Origin of the sequence: Microbacterium candidum (assembly GCF_030315975.1) — a bacterium.
GTDB classification, from domain to species: domain Bacteria; phylum Actinomycetota; class Actinomycetes; order Actinomycetales; family Microbacteriaceae; genus Microbacterium; species Microbacterium candidum.
The window spans coordinates 104,716-124,008 of the sequence record NZ_JASXSZ010000006.1; the positions used below are offsets into that span (position 1 = coordinate 104,716).

Consider the following 19,293-nt stretch of genomic DNA (forward strand, 5'->3'; position numbering starts at 1 on the left):
CGTCGCTCAACGACCCGTCGCGCATGTGGTCTGACCACATGCTATCCTGTGGTCAGACCACGCAAGGAGGAGCGATGACGGCACCGCGGGCCTGGCAGCTCGTGCTCGAGCACATCGAGTCCGATCTGCTCGACGGACGCCTCCGCCCGGGCGATCATCTGGCTCCCGAGCGTGAGCTCGCCGCCTCCCTCGGGGTCGGCCGCTCGAGCGTGCGCGAAGCGCTGCGGGTCCTCGAGGTCATGGGGCTCATCCGCACCGCGACCGGGTCGGGGCCCGCGTCGGGTGCGATCGTCGTCGCCACGCCCTCAGGTGGGATGTCGGCGCTGCTGCGCCTCCAGGTCGCGGCGCAGGGCTTCCCGCTGCAGGACGTCGTGAGCACGCGTGTCATCCTCGAGACGGCCGTCGTCGGCGCCCTCGCCGACGACGAGCCCGATCTCACCGCGGTCCACGAGGTACTGGACGCGATGGATGCCGCATCCCTCACTCCCGCCGAGTTCCTCGCCCTCGACGCGCAGCTGCATGTGGGGCTCGCCGAAGCATCCGGCAATGTCGTCGTCGCGGCGATGATGGCGGGGCTCCGCACCGCGATCGAGTCCTACGTCCGCGAGGGGGCCGAGCGCGTCCCGGAGTGGGATGTGACGGCGGAACGCCTGCGCGGCGAGCATCGCGAGATCGTCGCCGCCGTCGAGCGAGGGGATGCGGCATCCGCCCGTCGCCTCGTCGAAGCCCACATCACCGGCTACTACGCGCAGACAGGCCTCGCGACGGCCGTGGCGCGCACCACGAATCCCATCTGAAAGGCATCCCCATGGTCACCCGCCAGCTGCCGAATCCCGCCGAGCTCCTCGAGCTGATGCAGTTCAAGAAGCCCGACCTGAACCTCAAGCGCCGCAGGCTCGAGTCCGCGCTGACGATCGACGATCTGCGGCGCATCGCGAAGCGCCGCACCCCCAAGGCCGCGTTCGACTACACCGATGGCGCGGCGGAGGGCGAGCTGTCGCTCGCGCGGGCGCGGCAGGCTTTCCGCGACATCGAGTTCCACCCCGACATCCTGCGTCCGGCGGTCGACGTCGATACGTCGGTGGAGATCCTCGGCGGCCCGTCGGCTTTGCCGTTCGGGATCGCGCCGACCGGGTTCACGCGGCTCATGCAGACCGAGGGCGAGGTCGCGGGCGCCGGAGCGGCGGCGGCCGCCGGCATCCCGTTCACGCTCTCCACGCTCGGGACGACCTCGATCGAGGGCGTCAAAGCGACGACCCTTCGAGAGCCTCAGGGGCCGATTCCCGGGAGGAACTGGTTCCAGCTCTATGTGATGCGCGACCGGGAGATCTCGTACGGGCTGGCTCGCCGCGCCGCCGCCGCCGGGTTCGACACCCTCATGTTCACCGTGGACACGCCGATCGCCGGCGCGCGCCTGCGGGACAAGCGCAACGGGTTCTCGATCCCGCCGCAGCTGACCCTCGGCACGATTGTGAACGCGATCCCGCGGCCGTGGTGGTGGATCGACTTCCTGACGACTCCGAAACTCGAGTTCGCGTCCCTCAAGACCACGGGCGGCACCGTCGGGGAGCTGCTGGATGCGGCGATGGACCCGACGATCAGCTACGACGACCTTGCGATCATCCGCGAGATCTGGCCCGGGAAGATCGTCGTCAAGGGCGTGCAGAACATCGCCGACTCGAAGCGCCTCGTTGACCTCGGCGTCGACGGCATCGTGCTCTCGAACCACGGCGGACGCCAGCTCGACCGGGCGCCCATCCCGTTCCACCTGCTGCCGCAAGTCGTCCGCGAGGTCGGCAAGGACGCGACGGTCATGGTCGACACCGGCATCATGAACGGCGCCGACATCGTGGCATCCGTCGCCCTCGGCGCGAAATTCACGCTCATCGGCCGGGCGTACCTGTACGGGCTGATGGCGGGCGGGCGCGAGGGGGTCGACCGCACGATCGCGATCCTGCGCAGCGAGATCGTCCGCACCATGCGCCTGCTCGGCGTCTCGTCGCTCGCCGAGCTCGAACCGCGCCACGTCACCCAGCTCACCCAGCTGGTGCCGCTCGGGCAGACACCCGCACCGCGCCCGTCGCGGGCGCGCGCCCCGCGCTGACGCAGCCGCCCTGCCCGGTCCCCGAGCCTGTCGAGGGGTCGTACCTGCTCCCGACCGCGCCGCGACGCCTCGACAGGCTCGGCGACCGAAAGATCTACAGAGTGGGGATCAGGCCCTCGAGGAACATCGCGGTGTCCTCCCAGCCCTCGACGGCCTGGCACGGCACGCCGAGCGCGAGCACGGGGTAGTCGTTGCCGTCCGGGTCGAGCCGGTCGCCGACGAACAGCATCTCCTCGAGCGGGATGCCAGTCGCCTCGGCGAGCTGCTGCATCCCGTACGCCTTGTCGATGCCGCGGTGGGTGATGTCGACCGACGTCGATCCGCCCGAGCGCACCTCGAGCTCGGGGACCCGCGCGGCGACGGCCTCGCGCAGTGCGCTCTTCTTCGCACCGGTCGGGTCCCACGCGGTCTTCGCGTCGATGGGCGCCTGCTGCCCGAGCGCCGAGAACGTGATCTGCGAGCCGCGGTCCTCGAGGATGGGGCCCCACGTCTCCGACTCCCACAGGCCGAGGCGACGCGCCTCCTCTTCGACGGCCGTCAAGGCCGCGGTCTTCTCCGTATCCGTCAGGGCGTGCGCGTAGACGGTCGAGACGCCGTCGGCGCCGATCCGGTAGTACTGGGTGCCGCACGTCGGCAGCAGGTGGATGCGGGAGAGGGTGGATGCGGCGGCCTCCGGCAGCCGGTCGACCACCTGCGTGCGGAACTGCTGAAGCTGTCCGCCCGAGATGATCGCGACGTCGACGCGCTCGGCGAGGGCGACGAGCAGGTCGCCCATGCGCGGGTCGATCGCGGCCTTGCTGGGCGCGAGGGTGTCGTCCAGATCGAAGGCGACGAGACGAGGCATGGAGATCCTTCCGGTCTGAACGAAGGGCCCCACCTCGCGGTGGAGCCCTTCTGATGTCGGGGTGACAGGATTTGAACCTGCGGCCTCTTCGTCCCGAACGAAGCGCGCTACCAAGCTGCGCCACACCCCGCTGACAACCCTCCGAGTCTAACCGACATTCGGGCGTGAGCAGAAATCGAACGCGAGGGATGCAGTGGTTCTGCCGCGTGACCCGTCCGGAGCGGATCAGTGGTGCTTGTGCGTCGGGCTCGGATTCGGATTCGGGATGGTTCCCCCGCCACCCTGGTTGCCACCTCCGCCGCCACCTCCGTTGCCGCCGCCGCCATTCGCGCCTCCATTGCCGCCCCCGGGGTTCGGCGCGGGCGTGGCTGCGGGCGGCGGTGGCGCCCCGTTCAGAAGCGCAGGCACCGGAGGCGGCAGAGGGCCGCCGGGGAAGAGCTGGTCGGCCAGGGTCTGGAGCTGCTTCGACATCGGGAAGCGGATGTTGGCGAGGGCCGTGCCGCGATAGTAGATGTTGTACAGGTCGAGCTTCTCGCTCCCGAAGGTCACCCCTGACCAGACGAGCGAGGTCATCGCCGTGCTCGTCTGGATGAGCCACATCTGCGTGCCCTCGTTCGTGCCGGTCTTGCCGAACACCGGCGTGCCGTCGAACGGGTTGCCGCTCACGCCCGTGCCGTGCTGCATGACCGACTGGAACGCGTAGATGGCGGTTGCGGCGACCCCCGGGTCGACGACTTGGGTGCACGTCTTCTTCGGGATGGGCAGGTCCTTGCCGTGCGGGTCGGTGACCCGTTCGATGACCCGCGGCTGGCAGAAGACGCCGTTGTTGGCGAGTGCCGCGTACGCGCCTGCCATCGCGATCGGCGAGACCGGGTTGATGCCGATGACGTCGAGGAGCGACTTATGCATGTCGATGTCCTTGCCATTGGCCTGAGTCACGCCGAGTTTCGAGGCATCGTGCATGACGTCGCACATGTCGAGCTTCTCCGCCATTCCGAAGTAGCCGGAGTTCAGCGAGATCGTGGTGAACTCGAGCGGGGTGCCGATCCTGCCGGCCTCGTGGCTGTAGTTCCCGACGAGAGTGTTCGCGAAGTTGATCCAATCGCCCTGGCACGAGTTTGTGAGGCGATGGTGGATGCGGACGGTCCCGTCGACCGTCTCGTTCAGCGTGTGCCCTTTCTCGAGCCAGTCGAGCAGCGTGAAGAGCTTGAATGACGAACCCGCGGGGAAGCCCGTCGAACCCTGCACGTGGTCGCCGGCGTAGACGATCGAGCTGTACCCGGGGGCCGTGTTGGTGTCCGAATAGGTCGTGTTCTGCGCGATGGACAGGATGTTGCCGGTCGACGGCTGGATGTTGACGGCCACCGAGCCGTAGCCGAACCCCGGCTCCGACTGCGGGGCGTACTGGGACACGGTCGCCTGCGCCGCGTTCTGCATCCGCCAGTCGAGCGTCGTGTAGATGTTGAGGCCGCCCTGACGAAGCGCTTGATCGCGATCCTCTTGCGTGGCGCCGAAGGCCGGATCCGACGTGATGATCGACTTCACATACGCGCAGTAGTACGGCGCGGCGGTGCTCGCACATCCGGTCACGACGGGCGTCACGTGCGGCGTGATCGGGTCCTTCTGCGCCTGCGCGTACTGGGCATCGGTGATCCTGCCGAGGGTCTTCATCCGTCCCAGCACGTAATCCTCGCGCTGCTTGGTCTGGGCGTAGTGGTTGGCATCGCCGTTGGTCTTGTTGGTCGGCTGGTCGATCCGGAACGTGTTCGGATTCTGCACCATGCCGGCGAGGGTCGCCGCCTGTTCAAGATTCAGCTGGCTGGCATGCACGCCGAAGTAGTGCTCCGCCGCGGCCTCGATGCCGTAGGTCGTTCCGCCGAAGTTCGCGATGTTGAGGTAGCCGAGGAGCACCTCGTTCTTCGAGTACTTCTGGCTCAGTGCGATCGCGTACCGCATCTCCTGCAGCTTGCGGGTGTAGCCCGACGCACCGCTCGAGTTGGTCGCATCCGTGTAGCACGCCTGGAGTGCGGCATCCTTCTTCTTCTGGTCCAGATTCTCGTTGTTCACCTTCGTGTAGCAGTCCTGCACGAGGATGTTCTTCACGTACTGCTGGCTGATCGATGAGCCGCCCTGCGTGTTGCTCTGGCCCTTGAGGTTCGACACCAGCGCGCGCGCCGTGCCGATGAGGTCGACGCCGCCCTCCTGGAAGTAGCGCGGATCCTCACTGGCGAGGATCGCGTCGTACATCACGGGGGAGATCTGGTCCCACGCGACGGGGACGCGGTTCTGGTCGTAGAAGCGCGTCATCTCCTGCCATTGCCCGTTGTCCGGGTTCTTCGTGTAGATCGTGGTGGGCAGCTGCAGCTGGGAGATCTGAAGGTTGCTCGGCAGGTTGTCGAACGCGTTGACCGCCGTACTGGTCGCGGTGCTCACGGTTGCGATGGCCGGCGTGAGCGTCATCGCGAGGAGGAGACCGGCGACAGCGCTCAGCGCGACGAGGCCGATGATCCCCCCGAGGATTCCGCCGAAGTGGCGCTTGCGCGTCGTCGGAATGTTGCCGGACACAGTTCGACGCTAGGCCCGCACTCTGCGGATCGGGTGGATGACCCGGTCACGGTTGCGTGAGAAGGTGCGGAGGCCTCGGGATCAGCGGGGGAGGAGCGTGAGGAGCGACGCCTCGGGCCGGCAGCCGAAGCGCACCGGCGCGTAGATCGAGTGGCCGATGCCGGCGCTCACGTTGAGCGGCACGGTGCGTCCGCCGTGCGCCCATGTCGAGAGCCCGCGGGCCTGGTCGAGCGGGATGTCGCAGTTCGCGACGAGCGCCTTCGGCGAACCGGGGATGCGGACCTGCCCGCCGTGCGTGTGGCCGGCGAAGATCGCGTCGGCCCCGAGATCGATGAAGTCGTTCAGCACGCGCTGGTACGGCGCGTGCGTGACGCCGAGCGTGAGCGTGACCTCGGAGCGATCGAGGGAGGCGAGCGCGCCCGGCAGCACCTCGAGCCGGTCCCAGTCCCGGTGGGCGTCGCTCACACCGAAGGCTGCGATCCGCAGGCCCGCGGCATCCATCGTCGTCGCCGTGTTGTTGAGGTCGCGCCAGCCGAGGTCGTCGGTCAGGAACGAGTCGAGGGCGCCCGTATCGAGCGGCTCAGGCTGGTGCTTGATCTTCGACGGGCCGGAGAAGTACTTGAAGGGGTTGCGCGGGGACGGGGCGGCGTGGTCGTTCGACCCGTGGACGAAGACGCCGGGGATGCCGCGCAGCGGCGCGTATGCCCGGCGGAGGCCTTCGAGTCCCGCCGCGTGGCCCATGTTGTCGCCGGTGTTGACGACGAAGTCGGGGCGGAGGGCCGCGAGGGAGGCGATCCACGCCTGCTTGCGGTGCTGCCACGGCGCCATGTGCGCGTCGGAGATGTGCAGCACGCGTACCGGATCGGCGCCGGGGGGAAGGATGCGCAGCTCATGCCGGCGCACCGTGAAGAGATAACGCTCGATGCCGATGCCCCAGACCGCGGCGCCGACGCCGACCGCCCCCACCGCTGCGAGAGCGGTGAGGGCGGTGCGACCTGCGGGGGTGGGCACTAGCCGTTGCCTCCGCCGCCGCACTTGTCGGAGACGTACGTGAGCGTCACGGTGGTGTTCGGGTCGGCGCTCGACCCCGGTGGCGGATCAGAGGCCATCACGGTGTTCTTGCCACCCGGGAAGGTCTGGCACTGCGGGTTGACGTTGTTGAAGCCCGCCTGTTTCAGCTCGCTGACGGCATCCTGCAACTTCTTCCCGATGAGGTCGGCCGGGATCGTCGACGCCGCGGTGCCGGTGCTCATCGAGATCGTCACGGTCGTGCCCGACGCCGTCTGGCCCGGGCCCGGACTCTGCGCCGCGACCTGGTTCGTGGGCAGGTTGGACGGCACGGGCGCGCCGACCTGGACCGTGAAGCCCGCATTCTGCAGTGTCTGCGTGGCCTGATCCTGGGTCATGCCCACAACGTTCGGCAGGGCGACCTGCGTCGGCTTCATCAGGTTCGCCGCGGGAGCCGGGAACTTGGCGCCCGGATACAGCTGGTCGGCGAGGCGCTGCACCGGCTTGGAGATGGCGCCACGGGCGTTCCATACGCTGCCACCCCCCGGGGAACGCAGCTTCATGACATTCGCCGCTGGGTTCGGCTGCGAGCTGCCCGGAAGGGTCTCGCCCTGGACGACACCCGACCAGAAGGACGTCGTCACCGCCGTGCTCGACTGGATCAGCCAGCTCTGGTTCGCCTCGTTGGTACCCGTCTTGCCCATCACCTGCGTGCCGTCGTTCGGGTTTCCGCCGACACCGGTGCCGTGCTGCATGACGCCCTGCAGCGCGTATGCCGCGGTCGCGGCGACTCCGGGATCGAGCACCGGCTTGCAGTCGGCCGCCGGAGCAGGGCGATCCTTGCCCTGCGAGTCGGTGACCTTGTCGATGACCAGCGGCTTGCACAGCGTGCCGCCGTTGGCGACGGCGGCATACGCGTTGCCGAGCGTCAGCGGCGACACGGCCTGCGTGTTGCCGATGACGGAGTTCAGCACCATCGGCCTGCCCGAAGGACTCGCCGTGATGGGGGAGCCGTTCGCGTTCGTGACGCCGAGGGTCACGGCCTCGTTCGCGATGTCGCACAGATCGAGCTTCTCGGCCATCGCGTAGAAGCCGGTGTTGAGCGAGTCGGAGGTGAACTTCAGCGGAGTGCCGACGTAGCCCACCTCGCGGTTGTAGTTTCCGGGCATCTTGTCGCTCCCGAGCAGCCACTTGCCGCCCTGGCCCGGGCACGAGTTCGGGACCATGGGGATCGACCGGTTGGAGCCGTTCACGCTGTCGAGCAGCGAGTGCCCCTTCTGGAGCCAGTCGAGGAGCGTGAAGAGCTTGAAGGTCGAACCGGGGGCGAAGCCCGATGAACCGCCGTAGGCGTTGTCGGCCGAGTAGTTGATCGCGGTCTGGTCCGCCGTGCCGTTCGGATCGTTCGAGAAGTTCGTGTTCTGCGCCATGGAGAGCACGCGCCCCGTCGAGTTCTCGATGTTGGTGATCGCGGCGCCGAACTTCCACGTGTCATTGCCCGATGCCGCGGGCGTGTACTTCGTCAGCGAGGCCTTCGCCGCGTTCTGGAGGCGCCAGTCGAGCGTCGTGTAGATCTTCAGGCCGCCCTGGCTGAGCGCGTTCTTCCGCGCGTTGTCGTCCGCGCCGAATGCCTTGTCGGTCCGGATGACGGAGACGACGTACTCGCAGAAGTACGCGGCGTTGCCAGCCGCATCGCAGCCGACGTTCGGGGTGGTGATGTGCGGCACGATCGGCGCTTTCCTCGCCTCGTCGTACTGGGCCGTGGTGATCTTGCCGTCGTGCTTCATGCGCCCGAGGACATAGTCCTCGCGCAGCTTGGTGTCGGCGTAGCCGTCCTTCTCCGAGTTGTGCGCGACGCCCTTCACCGTGTAGGTGCCGCCCGGTCGGTCGAGTCGATACGTGTTGGGGTTCTTCACCATGCCGGCGAGGGTCGCGGCCTGCGAGAGGTTCAGATCCTTCGCCGAGACGCCGAAGTAGCGCTGTGCTGCGGCGTCCACGCCGTACGTCGTGCCGCCGAAGTTCGCGATGTTGAGGTAGCCGAGAAGGATGTCCTTCTTCGAGTACTTCTGCTCCAAGGCGATCGCGTAGCGCATCTCCTGCAGCTTGCGCGCGATGCCCGAAGCGCCGGTCGAGCTCGTGGCATCCGTGTAGCACTTGTTGAGGGCTGCTGCCTTCTGGTCGGCCGCCGAGACGCCCTTCTTGTCGTCGCCCTTGAATTCCTTGGAGTCCACCGTGGCGTAGCACTGCTGGACGAGGACGTTCTTCACGTACTGCTGGCTGATCGACGAGCCGCCCTGCGTGTCCGCGCCGCCCTTGATGTTCGACAGGATCGCGCGCGCGGTGCCGAGCATGTCGATGCCGCCGTGCTGGTAGTAGCGCGGGTCTTCACTGGAAAGCAGTGCGTCGTACATGACCGGGGCGATCTGGTCGTACGTCACGACCGACCGGTTCTGGTCGTAGAACTTTGCGAGCTCGGTGTACTGGCCGGTGTTGGCATCCTTCGCGTACAGCGTCGTCGGCTGCATCAGCGGCTGGATGTCGAGCGTCGTCGGCAGGTTGTCGAACATCGTGATGGCGTTGGAGGTCGCAGCCCCCGTCACGGCGATCGCGGGGGTCACCGCGGTCGTGACGAGAAGGCCGGCGACCGCGCTCAGTCCGACGAGGCCCAGCAGGCCTCCGAGCACTCCTGTACCCGGGCGTTTCCAATCAGGCATAGGCTCGATCGTAGGGGAGCTACCTGTGCGATCACTGACGTGCGGCCCCGATTCCCGCCCCTCGACGTGCTCGGGGACCGAACCCAAGGAGCCCCTCATGACGACGTGGGAATACCTCACGACTCCTCTCCTCATCCACAACACGGCTGCGATCCTCAACAACTGGGGCAAGCAGGGCTGGGAGCTCGTGCAGGTCGTGACAGGCCCCGAGGGCGGACTCGTCGCGTATTTCAAGCGCCCGGTGGGCGGCGGCGCCGCGAACGCCGGACTGGATGCGGCGGCCCAGGCGGCCACGCAGTTCGAAGGGAACTGAACATGACCGTTTCGGAGAACCTCGCCGCTCTCGGCATCGACCTGCCGACGGTCGCCGTGCCGGCCGGTGCATACGTCCCCGCGAAGGTGCACGGCGACCTCGTCTACACCGCAGGCCAGCTCCCCATGGTCGCCGGAGTCCTCCCCGCGACCGGCAAGGTCGGCGACGGGCACAACCAGGTGCCGCCGACCGATGCCCGTGAGTACGCCCGTCTTTCCGCGCTCAACGCGATCGCGGCGGCCGCCGCTGCCGTCGGCGGCGTGGACAACCTCACCGGTGTCCTCAAGGTGACCGGGTTCGTGGCATCCATCCCCGACTTCACCGGACAGCCGAGCGTCATCAACGGCGCGAGCGAGCTGCTCGGCGACGTGTTCGGCGACGACGGGCGGCACGCCCGGTCGGCCGTCGGCGTGCCGGTGCTTCCGCTCGACTCGCCGGTCGAGGTCGAGGTGATCTTCACCGTCGCCGTCTGAGCCTCACATGACGAATGCCCCGCAGATCTGCGGGGCATTCTTCATATGCGGGTCGTTGAGCGAGGGAGGAACGACCGAGACGAAACGCGGTGAGCCGATCGCATGAGGTCACCGCGTTTCGTCTCGGTCGCTGGCGCTCCGTCGCTCAACGACCTGAGACTTACTTCACCTGGGCGGAGATGACCGACATGACGGCCGTGTCGGCGAGGGTCGTCGTGTCGCCGACCTCCCGACCCTCGGCGACGTCGCGGAGAAGGCGCCGCATGATCTTGCCCGAGCGCGTCTTCGGCAGCTCGCCCACGATGTAGACGTCGCGGGGCCGGGCGATCGGGCCGATCTGCTCGCCGACCCACAGGCGCAGGTCGTTCGCGAGGCCCTCCGGCGCGTGCTCGGCGAGGTAGCTCTCCTTGATGATGACGAAGGCGACGACCGCCTGACCCGTGGTCTCGTCGGACGCGCCGACGACGGCCGCCTCCGCGGTGGCCTCATGCGCGACGAGGGCGGACTCGATCTCCGCCGTCGACAGGCGGTGTCCGGACACGTTCATGACGTCGTCCACGCGACCCAGCAGCCACACGTCGCCATCCTCGTCGAGGCGTGCCCCGTCGCCGGCGAAGTAGAAGCCGCCCTTGTCGGCGAACTTCTCCCAGTACGTCTCGACGAAGCGCTCCGGGTCGCCCCAGATGCCGCGCAGCATGCTCGGCCACGGCTCCGTGATGACGAGCAGACCGCCGTTGCCGTTGCCGACGTGCGCGCCCTCCTCATCCACGACGTCCACGGAGATGCCCGGAAGCGCGACCTGCGCCGAGCCCGGCTTCGTCTCGGTGATGCCGGGGAGGGCGGAGACCATGATGGCGCCGGTCTCGGTCTGCCACCACGTGTCGACGACCGGGGTGCGGTCGGCGCCGATGACGCTGCGGTACCAGACCCAGGCCTCGGGGTTGATCGGCTCGCCCACCGAACCGAGCACCCGCAGGCTCGACAGGTCGAACCTGTGCGGCACCGCGCGGCCGATCTTCATGAACGAGCGGATGGCGGTCGGCGCGGTATAGAGGACGGTGACGCCGTATTTCTCGACGATCTCCCACCAGCGGCCCGGGTGCGGCGCGTCCGGGGTGCCCTCGTACAGCACCTGCGTGGCGCCGTTCGCGAGTGGGCCGTACACGACGTAGGAGTGGCCCGTGATCCAGCCGATGTCGGCCGTGCACCAGTAGACGTCCGATTCGGGATGCAGGTCGAACACGTTCTTGTGCGTGAACGCCGTCTGCGTCGCGTAGCCGCCGGACGTGTGCAGGATGCCCTTGGGCTTCCCGGTCGTGCCGGACGTGTAGAGGATGAACAGCGGGTTCTCCGCCGGGAAGCCCTGGGCGACGTGGTCGGCGGGAGCCTCCGGTACCACGTCGTGCCACCACAGGTCGCGGCCCTCGGTCCACTCGACGTCGTTGCCGCCGCGCTTGACGACGAGGACATGCTCCACCGTCTCCTGAACGCCGGAGCCGTTGCGGTCGGCGAGCGCCTGGTCGACGGCCGGCTTCAGCGCGGACACCTTGCCCTTGCGATAGCCGCCGTCTGCGGTGATGACGAGCTTCGCGCCGGCGTCGTCGATGCGCGAGCGGAGGCTGTCGGCGGAGAACCCGCCGAAGACGACGGAGTGGATGGCGCCGACGCGCGCGACGGCGAGCATCGCAGCGACGGCCTCGGGGATCATCGGCAGATAGATCGCGACGCGGTCGCCCTCGCCGACGCCGAGGCCCGCGAGGACGTTGGCGACGCGCTTGACCTCATCCGTCAGCTCGGCATAGGTGATGCGACGGGAGTCTCCCGGCTCGCCCTCCCACAGGAGCGCCACGCGGTCGCCGTTGCCCGCCTCGACGTGCCGGTCGAGGCAGTTGTAGGCGACGTTGAGCTCGCCGTCGGCGAACCACTTCGCGAACGGCGGGTTCGACCAGTCGAGGACCTCGGTGAACGGCTTCGACCACGTGAGCAGTTCACGCGCCTCGTCACCCCAGAACCCGAGGCGGTCGGCCTTCGCGCGCTCGTAGAGCTCCGCGGTGGCGACGGCCTGGGCGGTGAACGCGGGGTCAGGCGCGAACCGCCGATCCTCGTCCAGGAGATGGTCGATCTGACTGCTCATGAGCGCGCTCCTTCGCGGGCGGAACCTCAGGGGGATGCCGCGGACGAGGGCGTGCGCGGCGACGGGGTCACTCTAACCCGAGGGCAGTCGGGGGACTACCTCCGATAGTGGGTGGCCGTCTCATCGGATCGATAGCCGATATATCACCACCGATCCTGAGAAATTGTTTGGAAGGTTGCGCGATGTTGCGTAAGCTCAGGTCTCGGCCGAACATCGATTCTGGCATTGCAGCCCCCGACAAACCCCCCGAATCGGGTGCTGCGCGTGGCGGCATCCCATTCCCCCCATGGGATGCCGCCCACCATTTTTGGGCGCGCTCCCATGAGGGCCGTCGCCACGGGTTCCTCCCCAGTCCGCGCGGTGCTCGCGTCATCCACGGATGCCGGCAGCGCCCGCCCGCGTCCGCTGGCGCATCCGTACGGTCGTTGCCATGTCTGCGCCCTTCGTCGTCGCACCCCGCACCGCGTCCCGACCTTCCGTCGACGTCCCTTGGCTGGGTCCTTCTCCCGCGTCGCCTGGGCGGGTCCCGGACGATCTGTTCCCTGCGGCGCTCGGCTTCCTTCCGACGCCGCGGCGTGCTGTCACGGTGGATGCGGCCTCTGCGACGGACTCGCCCGAATCCGAGTCGGGCGCCCCTGAGCAACCCGGGCTTGAGCTGCGGCACCCTTCACTCGCCCCTCTTGCCGCGTACCTCGACGATCCGGAGGTCACGGATGTGTTCGTCAACGGTTCCGACGGACTGTTCGTGGACCGGGGGCGCGGAGCCGAACGGGAGGCGCGGTGGCGCACATCGGAAGAAGAGGTGCGCGCGCTCGCCGTCGCACTCATCTCCCTCGGCGGCCGTCATGTCGACGACAGCTCGCCGTGCGTCGACGTCAGGCTCGATGGCGGGGTGCGGGTCCATGCCGTGCTGCCTCCCGTGTCCGCGAACGGCACGCTCATCTCTCTGCGAGTGCCGCGGCTCGCGCAGCCGAGTCTCGACGAACTCGAACGTCGCGGCATGTTCGGTCCGCGCACCCGTCAGCTGCTGGGTCGGCTCGTCGACGAGCGAGAGAACCTGCTCGTCACGGGGGCCGCCGGGGCCGGAAAGACGACGTTGCTCGGAGCCCTCCTCTCGGCCGCAGCGCCCGCCGATCGGATCGTCACGGTCGAGGACGTCGCAGAGCTGCGCGTCGATCACGACCACCACGTGCGCCTCGAAGCCCGGCAGCCGAACCTCGAGGGCGTCGGCGGCATCGGACTCGCCCGGCTCGTCCGAGAGGCCCTCCGGATGCGGCCGGATCGCCTCGTCGTCGGCGAGTGCCGCGGAGAAGAGGTGCGCGAGCTGCTGTCGGCGCTGAACACGGGACACGACGGCGGAGCAGGCACCGTGCACGCGAACGGCATCCGCGACGTCCCGGCGCGTCTGGAGGCGCTCGGCGCGCTCGCGGGCCTCGACGATCGCGCGCTCGCCCGTCAGGTCGTGAGCGGGATCGGCCAGGTGCTGCATGTGGGACGGGATGCGGCCGGGCGACGCCGGCTCGTCGGCATGGGCCGGCCCGTTCTCGACGGAGACCGGCTCGGGATCGAGGAGATGGCGTGCCCCGATTGATCCATCGTCGGCGGGCGCCCGCCTCCGATGCCGAGACCGCCGACGCGGTCCTGCGGCTTGCGGTGCTGCTGCAGGCGGGCGTGCCGGCCGCCCGCGCGTGGGCCTTCGTGATCGGCGACGCGCAGCCGGCGCCGCCGACACCGGCGTCGATCGCGGCGAGAGGCGGCGCATGGCGCGCGGTCGCGGCCGCGTGGGACGTGTCGTCCGCGGTCGGCGCGCCGCTCGCCGACAGCCTTCGCGCGATCGCCTCGGCACTGCGCGACGCGCAGGAGACCGCGGATCAGGTGCGCGTGACGCTCGCGGAGCCGGCCGGCACCGCGAGGCTCATGGCCTGGCTTCCGCTCGTCGCGGTCGGCCTCGGGGCGCTCCTCGGGTTCGACACGGTCGCGGTTCTCATCGGGAGCCCCGGCGGGTGGGTCTGCGCGATCGCCGGAATCCTGTGCATGGTCGCAGCGAGGAGATGGTCCGCGAAGCTCGTGCGCGGTGCGGCCATGCCGGCGGGCGTCCCGGGACTTCGCGCCGAGCTCACCGCCATCGCCCTGCGCGGCGGCGTCTCTGTGGAGCGGGCCGCGACGATCGTCGAGGCCGCGCTGATGGATGCAGATGTCGCGGACGCACGTGGTGCGAGACCCGCAGCCGACGACAAGGCGGCGGGTACGGCCCACCCCGAGGGCGAGATCCTCGTGCTCTCCCGCGAGGCGGGCGTGCCGGCGGTCGAGCTCCTGCGGGCGTCCGCCACGCTCGCCCGGCTGAGCGCGCGCACCGAAGGACGGATGCGGGCCGCCCGGCTCGCGTCGCGCCTGCTGATCCCGCTCGGAGTCTGCACGCTTCCCGCCTTCCTGCTGCTGGGGGTCGCGCCCATGCTGCTGAGCGTCCTCGGCTCGACGGTGCCGAGCCTCAGTATCGACGTGCCGGCGATCGGGTCGAGCCCCTGAGTCGCGCTCACGATCGATCGCCCGATCCCTGCCACCGCGCACAGCGCAACCCCCGCTCGTGTCCGACCCCCACCCGTGCCCAGACCCCTACCCGTGCCCAGGCCCCTACCCGTGCCCAGACCCCTACCCGTGCCCAGAAGAGAGGAATGAAGCTGATGACCAAGACCGACCCCGCCGCCCCCGTCCGCTTGACCCGGCGACGCGCGGCCCGACTGTTCGGCGACGACACGGGAGCCGCGACCGCGGAGTATGCCGTCGCCACAATGGCGGCGGTCGCCTTCGCCGGGCTCCTCGTCGCGATCATGCGCAGCGACGAGGTGCGCGGCATCCTGACCGATCTCGTGCGCCGCGCGCTGACCGTTGCATGAGCATCGCATGAGCGCGTGGCGGGGCGACCGCGGCTCGGCCACCGCCGAGTTCGCGATCGCCCTGCCCGCGGCGATCATCGTCCTCGCCATCGGAGCCGCGACGCTGTCCGCGTGCGGTCACCAGGTGCGCCTGCAGGATGCGGTGGCCGATGCCGCCCGCCTCGCAGGCCGGGGCGAAGGCGACCGTGCCGCCGCGCTCGTCGCCGACGCCGGGGGAGTGGCATCCGTCTCGCGCTCCGATCAGGTCGTGTGCGTGAGCGCGACGGCGCCCGCCGGGGTGCCGTTCGTCCCGTTCACGCTCCGCGCCCGAGCCTGCGCTCTCGACGACGTCGAGGAAGGCGTCGACGTCGGGGCCAGGGCCGGGGCCAGGGCAGGGGCCGGGGTCGGGGCCGACGAGGCGATCGATTCCCGAGCGGACACGACTGCCGGCGCGACCGCGATGACCGGCGAGGGCGGGTGAGTCGTGGCCGGGACGGTGCTCGCCGCGGGAGTCCTCGGGGCGTCGGCGATGCTCGCCTTCGGGCTCGGCGCTGCGGGGGCGGCGGCCGCGTGTGGTCAGCGAGCGGCCGCATCCGCCGATGCCGCCGCGCTCGCCGCGGCCGACATCGCGTCCGGCGCCGTCCCATCGGCGGACGGGGCCGCACCGTGCGATCACGCCCGCGCCGTGGCAGCGGCATCCGGGGCGCAGCTGACCGCGTGCGTCGTCGACGGACTCGTCGCGACCGTGTCGGTCCGCGTGCCGTTCGGGGCCCTCGCCGCGACGGCCTCGGCCCGCGCGGGCCCGCCCGGCGCGCGATGATGACGGTTCCCGCTGAGCGAACGGGCGTGCCGCTCTCAGGAACTCGTGTGTATGGTGTGCTTCGACAGAAGAGGGGAACCCCGTGGCACAAGGCAAGAAGCTCGTCATCGTCGAGTCGCCCACGAAGATGAAGTCCATCCAGGGCTATCTGGGCGACGGGTACGAGGTGCTGAGCTCGGTCGGCCACATCCGCGACCTGGCCGACAAGAAGGACATCCCGGCCGACAAGAAGGCCGCGTACGGCAAGTACTCGATCGACATCGACAACGGGTTCGACCCCTATTACGTCGTCAACGCCCGCAAGACGAAGACGGTCGCCGAGCTGAAGCGCGCGCTCAAGGACGCCGACGAAGTCCTCCTCGCGACAGATGAGGACCGCGAGGGCGAGGCCATCGCGTGGCATCTCCTCGAGGTGCTCAAGCCCAAGGTCCCGGTCAAGCGCATGGTCTTCCACGAGATCACCAAGGATGCGATCCGCGACGCCGTGGAGCACACCCGCGAGCTCGACCTCGCCCTCGTCGACGCGCAGGAGACGCGCCGCATCCTCGACCGCCTGTACGGGTGGGACGTCTCGCCCGTGCTGTGGATGAAGGTCCAGCAGGGCACCTCGGCCGGACGAGTGCAGTCCGCCGCGACGCGCCTTGTCGTCGACCGGGAGCGCGAGCGCATGGCGTTCGTCTCCGCCGGCTACTGGGACCTCGAGGCGCGGGCCCTTCGACAGGCTCAGGGGCCGGAGGGGGAGAGCTCCTTCACGGCGCGACTCGCCCGCCTCGGCGGAGCGCCGCTCGCCCGCGGCACGGACTTCGACGACACGGGCGTCCTCAAGAAGGCCGTGCTCGTCCTCGACGAGGAACGCGCCCGGGCCCTCGCCGCCGCCGTCGAGGCCGCGGTCGCCGCATCGGTCACGAGCGTCGAGGCGAAGCCGGGCACCCGCAGCCCGCGCGCCCCGTTCACGACCTCGACCATGCAGCAGGAGGCCGGCCGCAAGCTCTCGATGAGCGCGAAGCACGCGATGAGCGTCGCCCAGCGTCTCTACGAGAAGGGCTTCATCACCTATATGCGCACCGACTCGACGGCGCTGAGCACCCAGGCGGTTCAGGCGGCGCGTGCGCAGGCGGTCGCGCTCTACGGTTCGGCGGCCGTGCCGCTGAACCCTCGGGTGTACCGCAGCAACAGCAAGAACGCGCAGGAGGCGCACGAGGCGATCCGCCCCTCGGGCGAGGAGTTCCGCACTCCGGCGCAGCTCGCGAGCCAGATGGACCGCGACGAACAGCGGCTGTACGACCTCATCTGGAAGCGCACCGTCGCCAGCCAGATGTCCGACGCGAAGTACGAGACCACGACCGTGACGATCGCGGTGGATGCCGCCGGCGAGCTCGCCGAGTTCACCGCATCCGGCACCGTGTACACCTTCAAGGGCTTCCTCGAGGCGTACGAGGAGGGCAAGGACGAGAAGCGCAGCGACGCCGACAAGTCGGACGACCAGTCGCTCCCGGCGCTCGCGGTCGGCGATGAGATCAAGATGCGGGATGTCGAGGCCAAGGGCCACGCGACCACTCCGAAGCCCCGCTACACGGAGGCGAGCCTCGTGAAGGCGCTGGAGGAGAAGGGCATCGGCCGTCCGTCGACCTTCGCGAGCATCATCGACGTCATCCTCGAGCGCGGCTATGTGACGAAGAAGGGGCAGGCGCTCGTCCCGAGCTGGCTGGCCTTCAGCGTCGTGCGCCTCCTCGAGCAGCACTTCGCCGACCTCGTCGACTACGACTTCACCGCCGCCCTCGAGGACGACCTCGACGCCATCGCCCGTGGGGAGCAGCAGCGCGTCGCGTGGCTGAAGGACTTCTACTTCGGCTCCGAGGGGCAGGTGGGCCTGCGCAACGTCGTCGACAACCTCGGCGAGATCGACGCGCGCGAACTGAACTCCACACGCATCAGCGACATCGCGACACTGCGGTTCGGCAAGTACGGCCCCTATCTCGAGGTCGCGGACCCGGCGAACCCCGAGGCGGCGCCCCGCCGCGTCAACGTGCCCGACGATCTGGCTCCGGACGAGCTGACGGCGGCCCGCGCGCAGGAGCTCATCGACGCCCCCGTCGCGGGGGACCGCGTGCTCGGCGAGAACCCGGAGAACGGCAAGATCATCGTCGTCAAGGACGGCCGCTTCGGTCCGTATGTGCAGGAGGAGGACCCGGTCGACCCGGATGCCGCCGACCTCGCGACCGGAGAGATCGAGGAGGCGCCGAAGAAGCGCGGCGCGAAGAAGGCGCCCGCGGCCCCGAAGCCGCGCACCGCCTCTCTCTTCAAGTCGATGTCGGTCGACACCGTCGACCTCGAGACGGCGCTGAAGCTCCTCGACCTGCCGCGCACGCTCGGCGCCGACCCGGAGTCGGGCGAGCCGATCACCGTGCAGAACGGTCGTTACGGCGCCTACATCAAGAAGGGCACCGACTCCCGCTCGCTCGACAACGAGGACCAGATCTTCACCGTCACGCTCGAGGAGGCGCTGGCCAAGCTCGCCGAGCCGAAGTACGGCGCACGCCGGGCATCGAGCGCGCTCAAGGAGTTCGAGAACGACCCGGAGAGCGGCAAGCCGATCAAGCTGAAGGACGGCCGGTTCGGCCCGTACGTCACGGACGGCACGACGAACGCGACCGTGCCGCGCGGCGAGGACGCGATGGAGATCACGTTCGAGCGCGCTGTGCAGCTGCTCGCGGACAAGCGCGCGAAGGGCCCGGCGCCCAAGCGCACGACGCGCGGCACGACGACGCGGAAGACCACGACCGCCAAGAGCGCGAAGAAGTGACGGGCCTCTTCGTCACATTCGAGGGCGGCGACGGGGTCGGCAAGTCGACGCAGGCTCGCCTGCTCGAGGAATGGCTGGTGGATGCCGGCCGCACCGTGGTCCGCACCCGGGAGCCCGGCGGGACCGAGGTCGGCAACCTCATCCGCGACATCGTCCTGCACCACCGGGGCGAGGTCGCGCCCCGGGCCGAGGCGCTGCTGTACGCCGCCGACCGCGCCCACCACATCGCATCCGTCGTCCGGCCCGCGCTCGCCCGCGGGGAGGTCGTCATCCAGGACCGCTACCTCGACTCGTCCGTCGCCTACCAGGGCGCCGGACGCGTGCTCGACGCGACCGAGGTGCGCGATCTGTCGCTGTGGGCGACGGAGGGGCTGCTTCCCGACCTCACCGTCCTCCTCGACCTCGATCACGACGCCGCGCGCCTGCGGCTCGACGCGGACGACAAGCCGTTCGACCGGCTCGAAGCGGAGAAGGCCGAGTTCCACGAGCGTGTGCGCGAGGCGTTCCTCGCGCTCGCCGCCGCGGAGCCGGAGCGCTTCCTCGTGCTCGACGCGTCCCGTGCCCCCGAGGACCTCGCGGCCGCCGTCCGCGACCGAATCGAGACCTTGCTCACATCGGGCGTGTAGGAGGCCCCGTTTAGGGTGG

Annotated in this window: 16 protein-coding genes and 1 tRNA gene; 11 read left to right on the plus strand and 6 right to left on the minus strand. The window is 69.5% G+C overall.

Annotated elements, in window-relative coordinates:
• The first annotated feature begins 74 nt into the window (after positions 1–74).
• Positions 75–797 (plus strand): FadR/GntR family transcriptional regulator, encoded by a 723-nt coding sequence (locus QSV35_RS16910; RefSeq protein WP_286289998.1) that lies wholly within the window; start codon positions 75–77, stop codon positions 795–797.
• An 11-nt stretch (positions 798–808) separates the two neighbouring features.
• On the plus strand, positions 809–2,104 hold the full coding sequence (locus QSV35_RS16915) for an alpha-hydroxy acid oxidase (protein WP_286289999.1): 1,296 nt from the start codon (positions 809–811) through the stop codon (positions 2,102–2,104).
• A gap of 94 nt (positions 2,105–2,198) precedes the next feature.
• Here the strand turns inward: QSV35_RS16915 and QSV35_RS16920 are convergent, their stop codons facing one another.
• The 5 genes from QSV35_RS16920 to QSV35_RS16940 all read right to left on the minus strand — a co-directional run bounded on the left by QSV35_RS16920 (position 2,199) and on the right by QSV35_RS16940 (position 9,232).
• Positions 2,199–2,948 carry an HAD-IIB family hydrolase gene (locus QSV35_RS16920; RefSeq protein ID WP_286290001.1) on the minus strand — a complete coding sequence of 250 codons (750 nt, stop codon included), beginning with the start codon at positions 2,946–2,948 and terminating at the stop codon, positions 2,199–2,201.
• Between the two features lie 56 nt (positions 2,949–3,004).
• Positions 3,005–3,078, minus strand: a tRNA-Pro gene (locus tag QSV35_RS16925).
• A 95-nt stretch (positions 3,079–3,173) separates the two neighbouring features.
• Positions 3,174–5,513: a transglycosylase domain-containing protein gene (locus QSV35_RS16930; protein WP_286290002.1), complete on the minus strand. Its 2,340-nt coding sequence runs from the start codon at positions 5,511–5,513 to the stop codon at positions 3,174–3,176.
• Positions 5,514–5,594: 81 nt separating this feature from the next.
• Complete coding sequence (locus QSV35_RS16935) at positions 5,595–6,524, minus strand: metallophosphoesterase (protein ID WP_286290003.1); 930 nt, start codon at positions 6,522–6,524, stop codon at positions 5,595–5,597.
• Positions 6,524–9,232 carry a transglycosylase domain-containing protein gene (locus QSV35_RS16940; RefSeq protein WP_286290004.1) on the minus strand — a complete coding sequence of 903 codons (2,709 nt, stop codon included), beginning with the start codon at positions 9,230–9,232 and terminating at the stop codon, positions 6,524–6,526. The genes QSV35_RS16935 and QSV35_RS16940 overlap by 1 nt, the downstream gene beginning before the upstream one ends.
• A 97-nt stretch (positions 9,233–9,329) precedes the next feature.
• Here QSV35_RS16940 and QSV35_RS16945 point away from each other — a divergent pair, with 97 nt between their 5' ends.
• Both QSV35_RS16945 and QSV35_RS16950 read left to right on the plus strand, forming a co-directional pair.
• Positions 9,330–9,545, plus strand: coding sequence for a Sp36 family protein (locus QSV35_RS16945; RefSeq protein WP_286290005.1), 216 nt, complete (start codon positions 9,330–9,332; stop codon positions 9,543–9,545).
• 2 nt (positions 9,546–9,547) lie between these two features.
• Positions 9,548–10,018 carry a RidA family protein gene (locus QSV35_RS16950; protein ID WP_286290006.1) on the plus strand — a complete coding sequence of 157 codons (471 nt, stop codon included), beginning with the start codon at positions 9,548–9,550 and terminating at the stop codon, positions 10,016–10,018.
• Between the two features lie 160 nt (positions 10,019–10,178).
• On the opposite strand, the gene acs is transcribed toward QSV35_RS16950, so the two are convergent.
• Entirely contained in the window at positions 10,179–12,152 is a 1,974-nt protein-coding gene (gene acs, locus QSV35_RS16955) for an acetate--CoA ligase (RefSeq protein WP_286290007.1), read from the minus strand.
• Between the two features lie 430 nt (positions 12,153–12,582).
• Between acs and QSV35_RS16960 the strand changes: the two genes are divergently transcribed.
• From QSV35_RS16960 to tmk, 7 genes are all read left to right on the plus strand, one after another.
• A complete protein-coding gene (locus QSV35_RS16960) occupies positions 12,583–13,743 on the plus strand; it encodes a TadA family conjugal transfer-associated ATPase (RefSeq protein WP_286290008.1) in 1,161 nt (386 codons plus the stop codon).
• Positions 13,731–14,678 (plus strand): pilus assembly protein TadB, encoded by a 948-nt coding sequence (locus QSV35_RS16965; RefSeq protein ID WP_286290009.1) that lies wholly within the window; start codon positions 13,731–13,733, stop codon positions 14,676–14,678. The genes QSV35_RS16960 and QSV35_RS16965 overlap by 13 nt, the downstream gene beginning before the upstream one ends.
• Positions 14,679–14,833: 155 nt before the next feature.
• The gene (locus QSV35_RS16970; protein ID WP_286290010.1) at positions 14,834–15,046 is read left to right on the plus strand and encodes a DUF4244 domain-containing protein; all 213 of its coding nucleotides are present in this window, start codon (positions 14,834–14,836) and stop codon (positions 15,044–15,046) included.
• Between the two features lie 7 nt (positions 15,047–15,053).
• Positions 15,054–15,506, plus strand: a complete 453-nt coding sequence (locus tag QSV35_RS16975) for a TadE family type IV pilus minor pilin (protein ID WP_286290011.1) — start codon at positions 15,054–15,056, stop codon at positions 15,504–15,506.
• Between the two features lie 3 nt (positions 15,507–15,509).
• Positions 15,510–15,845 (plus strand): helicase, encoded by a 336-nt coding sequence (locus QSV35_RS16980; protein WP_286290012.1) that lies wholly within the window; start codon positions 15,510–15,512, stop codon positions 15,843–15,845.
• A gap of 82 nt (positions 15,846–15,927) precedes the next feature.
• Positions 15,928–18,648 (plus strand): type I DNA topoisomerase, encoded by a 2,721-nt coding sequence (gene topA / locus QSV35_RS16985; protein WP_286290013.1) that lies wholly within the window; start codon positions 15,928–15,930, stop codon positions 18,646–18,648.
• Positions 18,645–19,274: a dTMP kinase gene (gene tmk, locus QSV35_RS16990; protein ID WP_286290014.1), complete on the plus strand. Its 630-nt coding sequence runs from the start codon at positions 18,645–18,647 to the stop codon at positions 19,272–19,274. The genes topA and tmk overlap by 4 nt, the downstream gene beginning before the upstream one ends.
• Positions 19,275–19,293 lie beyond the last annotated feature (19 nt).

Excerpts from the sequence above, each read along its gene's own strand:
- QSV35_RS16910 (WP_286289998.1), top strand. The coding sequence starts at position 75 with ATGACGGCACCGCGGGCCTGGCAGCTCGTGCTCGAGCACATCGAGTCC.
- QSV35_RS16915 (WP_286289999.1), top strand. The coding sequence starts at position 809 with ATGGTCACCCGCCAGCTGCCGAATCCCGCCGAGCTCCTCGAGCTGATG.
- QSV35_RS16920 (WP_286290001.1), bottom strand. The coding sequence starts at position 2,948 with ATGCCTCGTCTCGTCGCCTTCGATCTGGACGACACCCTCGCGCCCAGC.
- QSV35_RS16940 (WP_286290004.1), bottom strand. The coding sequence starts at position 9,232 with ATGCCTGATTGGAAACGCCCGGGTACAGGAGTGCTCGGAGGCCTGCTG.
- QSV35_RS16945 (WP_286290005.1), top strand. The coding sequence starts at position 9,330 with ATGACGACGTGGGAATACCTCACGACTCCTCTCCTCATCCACAACACG.
- QSV35_RS16950 (WP_286290006.1), top strand. The coding sequence starts at position 9,548 with ATGACCGTTTCGGAGAACCTCGCCGCTCTCGGCATCGACCTGCCGACG.
- acs (WP_286290007.1), bottom strand. The coding sequence starts at position 12,152 with ATGAGCAGTCAGATCGACCATCTCCTGGACGAGGATCGGCGGTTCGCG.
- QSV35_RS16960 (WP_286290008.1), top strand. The coding sequence starts at position 12,583 with ATGTCTGCGCCCTTCGTCGTCGCACCCCGCACCGCGTCCCGACCTTCC.
- QSV35_RS16970 (WP_286290010.1), top strand. The coding sequence starts at position 14,834 with ATGACCAAGACCGACCCCGCCGCCCCCGTCCGCTTGACCCGGCGACGC.
- QSV35_RS16975 (WP_286290011.1), top strand. The coding sequence starts at position 15,054 with ATGAGCGCGTGGCGGGGCGACCGCGGCTCGGCCACCGCCGAGTTCGCG.